The 15,317-nt window shown below is 28.6% G+C and carries 12 protein-coding genes; all 12 read right to left on the bottom strand.

All coding sequences use genetic code 11. The annotated features are described in order from the left end of the window. Positions 1 to 105 precede the first annotated feature (105 nt). Positions 106 to 2,673, bottom strand: coding sequence for an ABC transporter permease (locus AB2369_RS05400; RefSeq protein WP_367665460.1), 2,568 nt, complete (start codon positions 2,671 to 2,673; stop codon positions 106 to 108). An 11-nt stretch (positions 2,674 to 2,684) separates the two neighbouring features. Further along, positions 2,685 to 3,365, bottom strand: a complete 681-nt coding sequence (locus AB2369_RS05395) for an ABC transporter ATP-binding protein (RefSeq protein WP_367665459.1) — start codon at positions 3,363 to 3,365, stop codon at positions 2,685 to 2,687. 592 nt (positions 3,366 to 3,957) lie between these two features. Next, positions 3,958 to 5,268, bottom strand: a complete 1,311-nt coding sequence (locus tag AB2369_RS05390; RefSeq protein ID WP_367665458.1) for a PDZ domain-containing protein — start codon at positions 5,266 to 5,268, stop codon at positions 3,958 to 3,960. A gap of 12 nt (positions 5,269 to 5,280) precedes the next feature. Then, positions 5,281 to 6,507, bottom strand: a complete 1,227-nt coding sequence (locus AB2369_RS05385) for a S41 family peptidase (protein ID WP_367665462.1) — start codon at positions 6,505 to 6,507, stop codon at positions 5,281 to 5,283. A gap of 1,213 nt (positions 6,508 to 7,720) precedes the next feature. Then, positions 7,721 to 8,344, bottom strand: coding sequence for a permease-like cell division protein FtsX (gene ftsX, locus AB2369_RS05380; RefSeq protein WP_367665461.1), 624 nt, complete (start codon positions 8,342 to 8,344; stop codon positions 7,721 to 7,723). A gap of 14 nt (positions 8,345 to 8,358) precedes the next feature. Next, positions 8,359 to 8,607 carry a hypothetical protein gene (locus AB2369_RS05375; RefSeq protein WP_367665457.1) on the bottom strand — a complete coding sequence of 83 codons (249 nt, stop codon included), beginning with the start codon at positions 8,605 to 8,607 and terminating at the stop codon, positions 8,359 to 8,361. After that, the gene (ftsE, locus tag AB2369_RS05370; protein ID WP_367665456.1) at positions 8,597 to 9,283 is read right to left on the bottom strand and encodes a cell division ATP-binding protein FtsE; all 687 of its coding nucleotides are present in this window, start codon (positions 9,281 to 9,283) and stop codon (positions 8,597 to 8,599) included. The genes AB2369_RS05375 and ftsE overlap by 11 nt, the downstream gene beginning before the upstream one ends. Positions 9,284 to 9,683: 400 nt before the next feature. Continuing rightward, positions 9,684 to 10,535, bottom strand: a complete 852-nt coding sequence (locus AB2369_RS05365) for a YitT family protein (protein WP_367665455.1) — start codon at positions 10,533 to 10,535, stop codon at positions 9,684 to 9,686. Positions 10,536 to 11,295: 760 nt separating this feature from the next. Continuing rightward, a complete protein-coding gene (locus AB2369_RS05360) occupies positions 11,296 to 11,940 on the bottom strand; it encodes an ATP-binding cassette domain-containing protein (RefSeq protein WP_367665454.1) in 645 nt (214 codons plus the stop codon). 38 nt (positions 11,941 to 11,978) lie between these two features. Beyond that, positions 11,979 to 12,833, bottom strand: coding sequence for a hypothetical protein (locus AB2369_RS05355; protein ID WP_367665453.1), 855 nt, complete (start codon positions 12,831 to 12,833; stop codon positions 11,979 to 11,981). After that, the gene (locus AB2369_RS05350) at positions 12,826 to 13,602 is read right to left on the bottom strand and encodes a hypothetical protein (RefSeq protein WP_367665452.1); all 777 of its coding nucleotides are present in this window, start codon (positions 13,600 to 13,602) and stop codon (positions 12,826 to 12,828) included. The genes AB2369_RS05355 and AB2369_RS05350 overlap by 8 nt, the downstream gene beginning before the upstream one ends. A 12-nt stretch (positions 13,603 to 13,614) precedes the next feature. Continuing rightward, complete coding sequence (locus AB2369_RS05345; protein WP_367665451.1) at positions 13,615 to 14,727, bottom strand: hypothetical protein; 1,113 nt, start codon at positions 14,725 to 14,727, stop codon at positions 13,615 to 13,617. Positions 14,728 to 15,317 lie beyond the last annotated feature (590 nt).

Genomic DNA, 15,317 nt, shown 5'->3' with positions numbered 1-15,317 from the left:
TTTTAGTATAAACTATTAACTCATCTAACCTTCAGATGGTGGAATAAATACCACCTGAAAGAAAATTCGTTCTATATTAATTAAGCTAAAAGTTGTTAACCGTCCCTAAATATCTTCTTTTAAGATTTCAATTAAATTTAGCTTCTTTAACTTTTTAATTCCTGGAATTACTGATATACAAGATACAATCATAGCTATAGCACTTGTTATTAATATTGTATCCCAAGGCATAGTAAACTTCATACCACCATATCCACTAGACTGAAGTACCATACTTCTTGCAATTAAAGCTCCAATTATTCCTCCAATTAATGAACTTATTATCCCGTGTAGTAAACCCTCTAAGAATACCATTCTATTTAATTTTTTCATGGTCATTCCTATAGATCTTAAAGCTGCAAATTCTCTGCGTCTTAAGCTTAAATTAGTATTTACCGTATTTATTATATTCACTACCCCAATAAGTCCAATAACAATTACAAAACCATATATTAAAATATTAGCTTGAAGGAATGTATTGCTCATAGACTTATTCTCATCAAGGATATTTACAATATTAGGTAAAATCCCCATATCCTCATATATTTTTTCAATATCCTTTATTACCTTATCTATATTCTCATCCTTATCTAACACAAGGTTAATTGATCTCTTACCTCTTGCCATATTATCTATTAACTTTAATGTCTTTGGAGATGCAATAACCTTTGCCCCTCTAGTTATTCTTATATCCATAGGTTCTTTATCTAATACCCCTAGAACCTTAACCTTAACGAAATTAGTTTCATCAATAGATACTCCTTTTAAGGATGTAACTTCATCTATAGTTCCCTCATCTTCATTTCGCATTGGTTTATTTCCTATTAATATCTCATCTCCAACCTTCAATTTTGTTAAATCTCCACTTATTGGTCCTTTCCCCTTAACAGAAAAGCTATTATCATTTACAACTAAAACTCCATTCTCCGCTTCCATTTTAGTCATATCTATTTTTCCTTCTTTTAGATAATCTTTAATTGAATTAAGATTATACTCATCATAAGCTGTTACAACACTTGGAAGCCCTAAAGCCTCTTCCCCTTTATAGTTAATTGCTATTTCATTATAATTCTTTAATCCCTTATAATAATCAATAAGTCTAGAATCTAAGTCACTTTCTTTTATTATAGCCACCCTATTAGATGTATCATAATCAACATATATATTCTCTACTTCTTCTATAGCTTTTACTTTTTCTAAAATCTCCTCAGACTTTTCAGGAAATTTATCATCTAAGTTTATAATTATATCTATTTTTCTAGATAGATTATTCTCAACTGGTAATCCTTTAAAGGCTATATCAGCAAAGGTTATAAATACTATTGCTAAAATTATACTTATTGTTAGAGAGAATATAGTTGCTCTATAACGTTTTTTATTTCTTTTTATATTCTTATATGCCATAACTACATGGATTTTAGCAAATCTCTTTAAAAGTTTTCCTCTTCTTTTACTTATCTTCTCTTTCACTACAAAAGCTCTTGAATTCACCGCAACTAATGGTGATATTTTGGATGCATATAAAGCTGGAAATATAGCAGATAGACATATAGTTATAAATCCAATAACAGCACTTATTCCAAGAACCATATAGTTTATTTCTATTTGTAGCTTAAATCCGCCTTCTGTAAGCTGTGAAGGCATAGCATTAAATATTATAAATACTATGAATAAGGCTAATAGCCCTAAAATAATTCCTAAAGGTATAGCTATTAATCCAAGTATGATTCCTTCTTTTCTTACTATAGTTCTTATCTGTCTTGGGGTAGCCCCTAATGTCCTTAAAAGACCTAGCTCTTTTATTCTTTGAACTACACTTATGTTAAAAGCATTATAAATTATAGCTATGGTAGCTATGACAACTATTCCTACTACGATAGAAACCATAGAAATCACGGCTTTTAATGAATCATCTCCCTCTAATCCCCCTTGGTATCTAAGAAGATCTACATTTAATCCAGTGCTTTTTTCATCATGTATACTTGTAATTTCTTTTATATTCTTCTTTAAATCTCCCTTATCATAAAGGGATGCATAAATATAGTCTCCACCTTCCTCTAAGCTTTCATCATATGTCAAAGCCATAGCTGCTTTCTTTTTTTGAGTTTCTTTATCATTCTTAAGTACACCCACAATTTTAAATTCTTCCATCTTAGGACTTTTATCATCATTACTTGTATTCAAGGTAATTTTGTCATTAATCCCCAGTTCTTCTCCTAAGGATCTCATAACCCATTGTTCTATGGCAACTTCCCCGTTATTTTTAGGTAAGCTCCCTTCTTTAACATCAATGGCCATAAGAGGACCTATATTCCCTTTAAAACTTGATAAGTTTATTGATGTATTGTTCTTTATTGATGTATTTCCAAGAGATTTCATTATTATCATCTCTTCCACTTTAGGATTATTTTTAACTTTATTTATTAAATCCTTACTTATATTATTATATGCGACCTGCCATGCCCCTCTTTGTGACTTAACAGCATTGACTCCTGATTTATTTATAGAAGGAAAAAAGCTACATATGGCAGTTATTAATGCTACAGAAAGTACTATACCAATTAAAGTAAAAACACTTCTTTTTTTATTATTTTTTAAATACCTAAAGGTTAGTTCCTTGTAAGATTTAATCATATTTTTCCCTCCTACCTTAAGTATTCATCTTTCATTATTTTTCCGTCTACAATATTTATAACTCTGTCTGCTTCTGCTGCTATATTATTATCATGGGTTATAACAATTAACGTTTGCTTGTACTTTTTAGCCGATAATTTTAAAAGTTCAATAACCTCTTTTGAATTCTTAGAATCTAGGTTTCCTGTAGGTTCATCTGCTAAAACTATTGCTGGTTTAGTTATTAAAGCTCTTCCTATAGAAACCCTTTGTTGTTGTCCTCCTGAAAGCTCAGAAGGTAAGTGAGTTTTTCTATCCTTAAGTCCTAAGAGTTCTATAATTTCTTCTAAGTACTTATTATCTACCTTACTTTCATCTAAAAGTACTGGTAGGGATATGTTCTCTTCTAAATTTAATATAGGTATTAAGTTAAAGAATTGAAATATAAACCCTATTTTTCTCCTTCTAAATATAGATAGTTTTTCTTCCTTTAAACTATAAATGTCTTGTCCATCAACATATACTTTTCCACTGCTTGGTCTATCTAACCCTCCTATTAAATGAAGAAGGGTACTTTTACCAGATCCTGATGCTCCAACTATGGCAACAAACTCCCCACTATTAATAGTAAGACTAACATTATCTAAAGCCCTAACTTCATTATTTTTATCTCCATAAATCTTAGACAAATTTTCAATTCTAAGTATCTCCATATATATTCACTCCCTAAATTATTTACTTTATCTGATAGCTAGGAGCTGGAGCTGTAACACCCCCATCCTCTTAAAAGGTGAGGGATAACATTTGCTACGCCCCTAGATTAACTCATCTAACCTTCAGATGGTGGAAAGAACACCACCTGAAGGAAGATTCGTTCTATCTACACTCTCAATATTACATGATGAATCTTACTATTAACCATATTCTTTTCTTACAGTTTAGTAAGAATTGGGGACGGTTAACAACCTAATTAATCTTATAAATATATAAATCCCTGATTTAAATGTGTTATCTGTATACTAATAAAGAAATAATATTCCTTATTTTTTTAACATCTTCTATTCTATATAAGAAATCGATGTATAAAATTGTTATTCATATTACCTATCTGTAATTAGTACTACTCATTTGTCAGTCTGTATTATCCTTAATGAAGTAATGTGTACAAAAAGTTATTAACCGTCCCTAAATTTTAAATAAAGCACCTTATCTTTAACTAATTAATCTGTTCAAAAAGTTGTTAACCGTCCCCAAATAAAAAGGTAAGTATAAAACTCCTTCCTGTTGAAGCCTTATACTTACCTATTACTTTTTATCTTTATCTTTATCTTTATCTTTATCTTTAAGATTATCTAATACATCTTTAAAACTTTTAGCTTTTATTTGAATCATAGATTCATCTCCTGGTACCACCTTAGGAATAAGCACTATACCAAGTCTTTTATTTTCACTAGGCATACTAATAATTACTTCTTTTATTTTTCCCTTAGCGTCTCTTATTTTGAGCTTAAATTCTTTAATTCCCTTACTAATGGCTTCGTAAATCATGGTATACTCTATAACTTTATTATCATCTATTTCTAAAATTTTATCTCCACTTTTAATTCCCACATTCCAAGCTTCAGAGTTAGGTGCTACTTCTAAAACTGTAACCCCTTCATCATCACTTACAAATTTAGCCTTGTCTTTTGTTTCCATAAACATTTGGAGGAATATCATTCCTTCATGAAGAGCTGGCATTAAAATTAGAGCTATAATCTTAGCAGCTAGTCCAAATTTAGTTAAATAAGCTACTCCTATTAATATAATTCCATATATTACATTAAATATTCCTGAAATTAAAGCTTTAGTCTTTTTACTTTTGGTAAAGGTAATACTCTTATATCCAAGGACACCATAGATTGGTATGACACTTGCAATAGCTGTACCAATCAATGCCATGTTCACATCCCCTCTTATTAAAGGCCACCATTCTGGTGTATTTATAACACTGCTTGATACAGAGAAATCTCTAGTTGTTAGAAACATTATAGCTATTGGTAATGGCCAATATCTTTCAAGGGAAAATCCTCCAATTAACTTACCATCTCTATGAGTAAATACTGGTATAGCACCTTTGGATCCATCTATAGCAATAAGAAATCCCTCTACAATATGAAGTATTGCTATAAGAGTAATTAAAGCCATAATATCTAATTGTACATTAGATAAATATGTATTTTTAACTATCCCTAAATTCCCCAAATAATTTAATAATATAGTTAACAATCCTAAAATTGCCCCTGAATAAGAAAAACATATATACCTAGGTTTAATAAACATAAGGAAGAATGAAAATAAAAATATTAAATCTATACCAGAATTTTCATGGAACATAACTCCAGTATTAGTTAATATTATGCTTCCTATAGCTCCACCTAATATACCAAGAACCAACTGTGAAAGTGTTAATTCAATGGGAGAGATAAATCTCTCTCCCACCATAATCTTCTGCATCATAGTAATTCTACTGTTTTTTCTATATAAAAATACACATAAGAGTATTAATATAAGTGCCATTGATGGATTAACTATAGCATAGGCCAATGACTTCAATGTGTATATGGTCAAATTCATTAATTAGCCCTCCTACTTAATTTTTTCATTAATTATTTCTAAAGCCTTATTAAATTGAGGGTCTTTACTTCTATCAAGATTAGTACCTCTTGATTCTTCTGGTATCTTAACCTCTACATCTGGTGCTATACCTTTTTTATGGATATTTTCTCCATTAGGAGTGTAATATTTAGATGTTGTAACTTTAAGTCCAGTACCATCATTCATCTTAAGTACTGATTGAACAATACCCTTTCCAAAGGTTGTAGTACCAACTAGGGTTCCTATTTTGTAATCTCTTATTACTCCTGCAACTATTTCTGAAGCACTAGCACTATTCTCATTAATAAGAACTACTAAAGGCATACCTATATATTCTCCACCTGTAGATGTGTATTTCTTCTCTGCATCATATTTATCAATGGTAGAAGTTAATACTTTTCCCTCTTCTACAAAGTTTGATAACACCTTTAAACTTTCACTTAAAAGTCCACCTGGATTTTCTCTAAGATCTAATATTAATCCCTTCATACCATTACCTTTAAGATCCTTTAATTTAGCATTAAATGCATCTCCTGTATGTTCATCAAACATAGATAATTGTATATATCCAACATCCTTTGAGAGCATCTCTCCCTTTACTGTTTCCATAGTTATAGTATCTCTATAAACATCCGTTGTAAAAGTTCCCTTTCCAGCTCTCTCTAAAGTTAAGGTTATTTTTTCCTTTGCTTTTCCATTTTTCATCATAGAAACAGCTTTATCAGATTCTTTACCTGTCACTTCTGTATCATTTACTTTCTTTAATATATCTCCTGGTAATACTCCTGCTTTAGCTGCTGGTGATCCTTCAAAAACTGATATTATAATTATATCGTTTCCTTTTACTCCAACCTGAAGCCCTACACCTACATAACTTCCTTCATTTCTCTCATTAAAATCTGCAAATTCTTTTTCATTCATAAATACAGTATAAGGATCATTTAAGGAATTAGTCATTCCCTTTACAGCACCTTCTACTAATTTATCCTCATCTATCTCTCCGTCATAAAGCTTATATATTAAATCTCTAACTTCAAACATCTTTTTAAATTTTGATACATCATTTACTCCCTCTAGGGACTTTGAAATTTTAAAAGTACTAACTCCCATACCTGGTATTGAAACCGCAGCTACACTCCCAAACCAAAATGTTATTACATTAGTAACTAAAAGTATTGCTACAACAATAGCTATATTACGTATTCTCTTTTTCTTCATATCTTTTTTATTAATTTGTTCATTATCCATATCTAACACCCTTTCACATCTAACCGTATATTACTCTAGTACTATTATTATTTACCTATAAAATTTTTATTATTAATTTTTATTATTAATTTATAATAACTTTAAATATAATTTCTTTGTCCTATGAGAATAAAATATGTAATTACTGATGTCCATAAGCTTTAACATCCCCATCCTCTTAAAAGATGGGGGATAATAGTAGTTGACACTCCCCTTGACTAACTTATCTAACCTTCATATGGTGGAAGAACACATCTGAAGGAAAATCCCTCTTATAAATTCATAGCTAAACTTCCTCTTAGCTTGCCCTTATAAGATTCTAATGTCAACTATTAGGTTATACACTGCTTCAATTCATAAGATCACAAAATAAAAATCATTAGTATAAGTTAAAAATTCAGTTAGGAACCCTATATATAGATAAACCACATCAAAATCCAACCTTTGAATAAGTATTAAATAATCTTAGCTTGGAACTTAGTTTCAATTATCACGTGGTTTATCTATAGAGTTCCTAGATCATCTCTTAACTTATACATACCTTAAAAGTCTGATTTACCAATGAATAAATAACAGGTATAAATTAATTTTTAAGATAGGAGCTCTATAAATCTTCTTAATAAATATATACAATATAAAATTAAAAAGTCTAATTTATATTAAATATTCTTAGGTTTTCACCATAAATATATTCATTATGTTCAATTTTACATTTAATATTATAAATATGCAATGTGGATATTTATTAATTTAAATCCATAAATATAGATATCTTTTAACATATATATATTATTTTAAAAGCCCCTTCTAAAGATTATTTTTCAATAATTTTAAGGTTTTATAAGGTTTCTAGTTCAACACTTATTTTAGACACTACTCAAAACGTACAATTTTCAAAGATTTAAGTTATACGTGGCTTCAAGACATAAGGTTACAAGATAAAAATCATTGGTATAACTTAAGAACTCAGTTAGGAACCCTATATATAGATGTACCCACGTCATACCTAAAACTCAACTTTAAGATACCATGATTTGCAACCTATCCAAGTTTTTAGTTTAGAGATTGTATCTCTATATATAAATCATTAACTGATTACTCTAACTTTTCTATCTATAAATATCTTAAAATAAACAAATTCACCATTGCATTTCGCAAAGGTGAATTTGTTTTAGTTTATATATTAAACATCTAAGAATTTTCTTAAAGATAATGTACTTCCTAAAGCTCCTACAAATATACCTGCTACTATAAACTCAAGTAGCATATAGGTTACAATATAAGATGGGGATACTAATTGAGAAGTAATCAATGACTCTGTAAGTTTTCCATAGAAAACATTATATCCAAAATACAAAATCAAATTAGAAATTAAAGCTCCAACTATTCCAAGAATTACTCCTTCTATTATAAAAGGCCATCTTATAAACCAGTCTGTAGCACCTACAAACTTCATTATTCCTATTTCACGACGTCTTGAGAAAACTGTTAACTTTATAGTATTTGCAATTAAGAACAAGGATACACTTGTAAGTACCATAAATACAATGACTCCTGTCCACCTAATACTTGATGATATTTTTGAAACCTGATTTATAAGATCTTCTTGGTTTCCTATTTGCTCAACACCTTTTAAATCCTTTGTTTGGTTTTCAACCTCTTTTGCAACCTCAGGACTATCAATCTTTACTATAAAAGAGCTTGGCATTGGATTTTTATTCTCACTATAACTATCTAAAAGGTCTTTATTCTCTCCTAATTGATCCTTAAATTTATTTAAGGCTTGACCCTTACTTTCAAATTGTATTTCCGATATACCCTCTATTTCTGATAATTTATTTTCAACATTTCTTTGATCTCCATATGTAATTCATCTAAAAACACTACAACTTCGACTTTAGATTGAATATCTTCTACCTGTTTATTAACTGTTAAACCAACAAGCATAAATATTCCAAATATACATAGGGTAGCTGCAACTGTAAGTGAGGATGCAATACTTATTGTCTTGTTTCTTCTTAAGCTTTTTAAAGCATCTAAAATGAAGTTTTTAAAAGTATTAATCTTCATATCCGTACCTACCTCTCTTTTCATCTCTTACTATAGTTCCCTTTTCCATTGCAATAACTCTCTTTTTCATAATATCAACTATATCCTTAGCATGGGTTGCCATAACTATTGTAGTTCCAGCCTTATTTATATCATCTAAGGTATCCATTATGCCCTTTGCAGTTTCTGGATCTAAGTTACCAGTAGGCTCATCCGCTATAAGTATAGCAGGATTATTAACTATAGCTCTTGCAAGAGATACTCTTTGTTGTTCTCCTCCTGATAGTTCTGTTGGGAACATCTTATGCTTATCTGAAAGTCCTACCATAGCTAATACCATAGGTACTCTTTTTCTTATATCCTTAGGATTTGCCTCTATAACCCTCATAGCAAAAGCTACATTTTCATAGACATTTAATGTTGGTATTAATCTAAAATCTTGAAACACCATACCTATTTTTCTTCTATAATAAGGAGTTTGTCTTCTTTTTATAGTACTTAGGTCAACTCCATTAACATTAATAGAACCTGATGTGGGATCTATTTCCTTTAAAAGCATTTTTATGAAAGTAGACTTACCTGCTCCACTTGCCCCTACTAGAAATATAAATTCTCCTTTATCAATTTTAATATCAACATTTTTAAGTGCCATCGTATTGTTATCATAGCTTTTACATACATTCTTAAATTCAATCATGGCTGCAACTCCTTACCTTTTAATAGTTTATCTATCTCAAAACTCATACTAATCTATTTTATAATATTCTTTATAATTATATCATAACATGAAGATATTTGTAGTTTTATTTTTATTATTAAAAAAATAGTTAAAATTTTGGTTATATATTCTAAATACGTCTTTAATTAAAGAAAAACACTATGACTCTATTGAAATTCAATAAATTCATAGTGATACTTCTTACTAATAAACTATTCTTATAATGTGTATTAAATTATCTATAACTCTCATAACTAATACTTATATAACTCTTGTATTGGGTATGAACTTAATTACTCCTTATATAACTTAACCTTTTGTCTAGTTTGATTTTATCCGGTAAAAATTTAAATATAACAACAGGTTAAAAATCATTTAATTAATCTATACTTCCAAATCCTTGACCAAGTACTTCATGGGCATCAACTACTATTATAAAGGCAGATGGATCAATATCTTTTATAAAGGCTTTTAATTGTATAAACTGCTTTCTACTTAATACAGAATAAAGAATATCTGTCTCAACTCCGCTATAAGCACCTCGCCCTGGTACTACAGTACAACCCCTGTTAATTTCATTCATTATGTAATCTCTTATTTTATCATTACTATGGCTTAATATCATTATTTGCTTACAGATATTAAATCCATTTATAACCTTATCAATTATAGTTCCATTTAAAAATACTATTATTATGGCATACATAGCTTTTTCAAAACCAAAGGTTATTGCTCCCATAATAGTTACTATGGCATCTATTATAAGCATACATTTACCTATATCTAGCTTTATGTATTTATTAACTATCTTCGCAATTATATCTGTTCCACCAGTAGATGCATTTTGGCTAAATACTAATGCAAGTCCTGTACCTGTTAAAACTGGGGCAAAAATAGCTGTTAGCATTAAATCACTTGTTATAGCTACAGGATTTAAAAAATTTTTCATAACCCACATCATACCTGAAAGTCCTAAGGCAGCGTATATGGTCTTACCTCCAAACTCTCCTCCAATAAATATAAAACCAACTATAAACAATACTATATTTATTATAATAGATAAGGCTTCAACGGATATTATAGGAATGTAGTTATTTACTACAATACAAAGACCTGTTATGCCTCCAGAAACAATATTATTAGGAATAAGGAAAAATTCCGCGGAAATAGCAACTAAAAACATTCCTAAAGTCATTATAGAAAATTCCTTTAAAGTCTTATTTCTTTTCATGTGTTTACCCCCTATCGAATTAATTCAAATCACTTACTTATTATAAGATAAATAATTCTCATTAAAAAGAGTATTTTGTAAATATATAAAATTATTTGAAAGTTGTTAAGTATTTTTTTAGTTAAGAAATTTATAAATATTAAATTTATTACTTTATACTTTATTGTAATATACTATAAATCGACTTTTTAAATTTACATAATCTTAGTTTATAATTAAATTGTTTTTCTATGATAACTTAACCATTTTACTCAATAAAAACATAGAATCATTGAAAGGTTTAATATGTATAGTTAATTTTAGAACTTAACTCCCTATATAGATAATTCACGTGATAATTAAAACTAAATCACCAACTACCATTCTTTAATTCGTATTCAAGAGTTGAGTTTTGAGATAATTTCTCTATAAGATTCATAATTAAACTCTTAATTCATATATATAATTTTTCACAGGTTAAATCAGAACTTCAAGATATGTATAAACTATCCTTTGATACTAAAATCCTATATAAAATTTTAATACAGATGCTTAACTTACCCATTAAAAATTTCACTAATTTTTATCTCTTTAAGTATATGATAAGTTAATCTATAATAAAATTTCTATAATCAATAATGACCTAAATTATATCTTCTAATAAATACTTATACCTTAATATGAAAAAGGATTTAGCTAAAAAGTCTAAATCCTTTTATATATGCTCAATATAAATCATTTTTATCGTTTTAATAATCTCCAATTTATTTAATAATATATGCTATCTTGTAACAGTTAGTTTTCCCCCCTCCATGTTACTAACTGTATCACATAAAAGTTCTATATCTTCTCTCATATGACTGGCTAACAATATGGTATGTCCTTCCTCTCTTAAAGTCTTTAATAGCTCCCTAATATCATTTACTCCAGAGGTATCTAGCCCATTCATTGGCTCATCTAAAATAAGTATAGATGGTTTTTCCATTATAGCCTGAGCTATTCCAAGACGTTGTCTCATTCCTAAAGAATACTTTCCAACCCATTTTTTATTCTCCGGATCTAATCCAACCTTTCTTATGGATTCCTTAATAGCCTCTTTATCAATAGAGTTTTTAATCATAGCTAAAAATTTCAAATTATTATATCCACTATAATTAGTTAAAAATCCAGGAGCTTCTATAATAATTCCAGTATCCTCAGGAACATCAACATCTTTTCCAATTCTTTTCCCCTTTACAAATATCTCTCCATAGCTTACTGGAACAAAGCCACATATACATTTAAGTAACATAGTCTTTCCTGATCCATTTCTTCCAACTAATCCGTGAATCTTGCCTTTCTCAAAATCTATAGATACATCCTTTAAAACTTGTCCCTCTTTAAAGGATTTACATACATTCCTAACTTCAATAATATTATTATCCATAAAACTCTTATTCCTCCACTTGTATTTAAATTAATTTTCTAAAGAGGCGGTAATACATGTATAGCCTTTTTTCTCCCAACTATAATAGTTAAAGCAATCAATAATATTATGGTTACTGCAAAAAATATATAAGCATATTCATTAGTGGGATAAGTAGATAATCCAGTAGGATCAATTAAAGCTATTTTTGATAAAGATACTGGTGACACATGAAACAACTTAAAATTAGGGAAATTTTTATATATTGCCCCATCTAAAAGTACAAGTGTTGATGCTACTATAGCTCCAACCCCTCTATTAAAATTAATATTAATTATAAACATTAGTAATCCTAGTATAGTTCCTGCACACCATTGCAATAATATAGTTACTCCCATTGCTTTTATTGGTGAATAGGTACTAAGGATTTTATTAGATATATAAGTTATTCCATAATCGACTCCTACATTGGTTTGACCAAAAGTGTTTAATAACTTTCCCCAATCACCAGAAAGAAATATATTAGGTAAACTAATTAAAATACTTATAAGTACTACAAATAATATATATATAATAGTACCTAACATAATATAAATTATTTGTCCTACTATCCAATTATATCTTCCACTACGTATTATTACATATGGTTGTCCTTCATCAATAAAAGGTGCATCGCAAAATAACAGTACAATTCCGAGCATTATTACTAAGTCACCTATAAAACTACTAGCTAAGTGTGGAAATATCCATGGTGTTACCCTAATCCCTGAATGGTTTGAAAATCTCAATATAGGACTTATAGAGGACCATAAAAATATAGTAATTAAAATCACAAGTACATACATTCTAGGATTAGTTGTCCATTTTCTTATATTTTGTTTAGCGATAAAAAAACCTTCTTTAATACTATCCATTATTTATCCTCCTCTTTACATTCTTAGTAAATAAAATTCCAACTACTATAGTTAATGTTATAAATAAAAGGGAACAATAAATAATATTTATAAAATTTCCACCCAAATTAAAACTACTTTTCATAATAAGCTCTATTTGTAACCAACTTGGAAGTCCCATACCATAAGCTACTTCTGATAAAACATAAAAACATATAAAAGGTGATGTTAATGCCACAAATTTATTAGGGATATAAGTTGATATATAAAGCCCTAAAACTGCAAATAAAGAGCTAGAAATTGCCATTGTATATATCCTAAGTGCAAAATAAGTTATATAATTACCCCCAAGTAATAAGCTTCCAAAAGTTTTAGTTGCATAAACATTATAATTTTGAGCACTTGTATTCACTAATGGAACTTTAAAGGATAATATTATCATAAAAAGCCATGCTCCAAATACAATGGATAAAAATGAAGTAAGTGAACACATTAAAATCTTTGACCAAGAATATTTATATACTCCGCTACGTATAAGGGTTGGTCTAAGAAACTTACTATTCCAATCACTACAAAAGTTAGTAGTATAAGGAAGTGAACATAATAGCATAATAAGAGGAAGAACTCCTCCTATACTTACTGATACATTAAAATAACTTAATATATCTGAATCTCTCCTTATGATGTCTCCCCAATCCCCCAGAAATAATAATATACAAGTTCCAACTGAAGCTGCTATAAATCCAAAGGATAAAAAACTTCGCCTAAAATCCATTAACAAAATTCTCATTGTATAATCCTCCTAATAAATCTCCTCTCCCGTTACAGCATTTATAAATACTGTAATTGTATCCTTAAATTCTTTATTTATTTTCTCATCAATTCCTGTTTCCTCTATATCAAAACACCAAGTAGGATATAAATAGAATTCACTGTTATTATCCTTTATGGCTACTGGAACATATTCTAATGAAATATCTTTAACCTTAAGATTACTACCTAATATTATACTCTCATATTTAACCTTTAACTTCTCTAAAGCCTCATCTAAGGAAAGTCTCTTTGGATTTTTTTCCTTTATCTCTTTTTTATCATATATTCTACCTTCAGATGCCATTTCCTCGATTCCATTTTTAGAAATAATAGTCCTTATTCCTGCCCCTAGTACATGAACATCTGCACTCTGTAGTGTATAAGATTTGGAGGTTACTGGCACCCCATCTATATTAGATTTTAAAAATATATAATATGCTTCATCCTCCTCACTCCAGTTTTTTAATTTTATCTTTCCCCCCTCCACCATAGATATGAAGAAATCATCTTCTTTTGAAAGCTTATCTTGATAACTCTGAAGAGTTTTATAATCTAAAGCATATACTTCTTTTTGAGGATCATAAGAAATCCCCAATTCCTTTAAGTATTTTTCTACTTCCTTTATGGCTTCTTCCCTTTTCTTAAATTTAAAATTTTCCACCTTCCATTCTTCTTTATCAATAAATCTATATAGATTTAGCAGTATATCACCAACTTTTGTAGAATAGTTAAAAGAACCTGATGATAAGGTTAAATTATCTTCAGCCTTAGTTTTATATACAGAAACATTATCTTCAAACTTTTTCACATCAAACTTCTCATCTTTTATAAAAAATTTAACTACTTCTTCTTCATTGAATTCTTTAAGCCCAACCTTCAATACATCTATTGACTCTTTCTTCGGAATACTTACCTTAGCATCTACCTCTAAATTAGATAATAATTTTTTCTTATATGTATCTTTGTTATCATAGGTTATATTCTCAGACTCTTCCTTAACATTTTTACCTTCATTGCTATACTCTGAACATCCTGTAATTAAAAAAGTTAACATTAAAATGATCATAAACAATATTACCTTATATTTTTTTAAATATTTCATAATCTCCCTCCTAAATATAAATAGTTAGTAGAGTCCAGTATACCAACTATTTTAAATTTTTATTTTATTAAGTCTATATCCTTTGCTCTAAAGCCTTATTTATTTACATTATCTGCTTGTCCAAATAATTTATACTTATTGTATTGCTATCTTTTCTTATTTGCACTGAATACTTACCCATATATATCATTGCTATTTATCATAATTTGAATGAGGTAGAAAATTTCTCTCCTATTTTTACTTTAAAATGTAACCTATCATTTAGAATTAATTTTTCTCTTATAACAGTTATACATTTTCCTTATTATCTCTCAAAAAACAGTAGAGGTATAATATCTTATTCTCTATTCTAAAATAGTAGCTCTATCATAGATTAAATTTTAATTAGTATAACAAACAGATAAACATAATATTTTTATATACTACAAATTTAGTGTTATTATTTGTATATTAAACCTTTTTATTACAACAAAATCATACCTCTACTACATATATATGTCAACCTATTGGAACTTTTTTGGGATATAAGTAGAATGATTTATTATTTTTTGTATATAGATACATATATTTCAAATTATATGATTATACCC

Source organism: Clostridium sp. (assembly GCF_040797585.1).
GTDB lineage: Bacteria > Bacillota > Clostridia > Clostridiales > Clostridiaceae > Clostridium_Z.
Note: the sequence above shows the minus strand (reverse complement) of the source record. Positions and strands in the feature narration are given on the sequence as shown.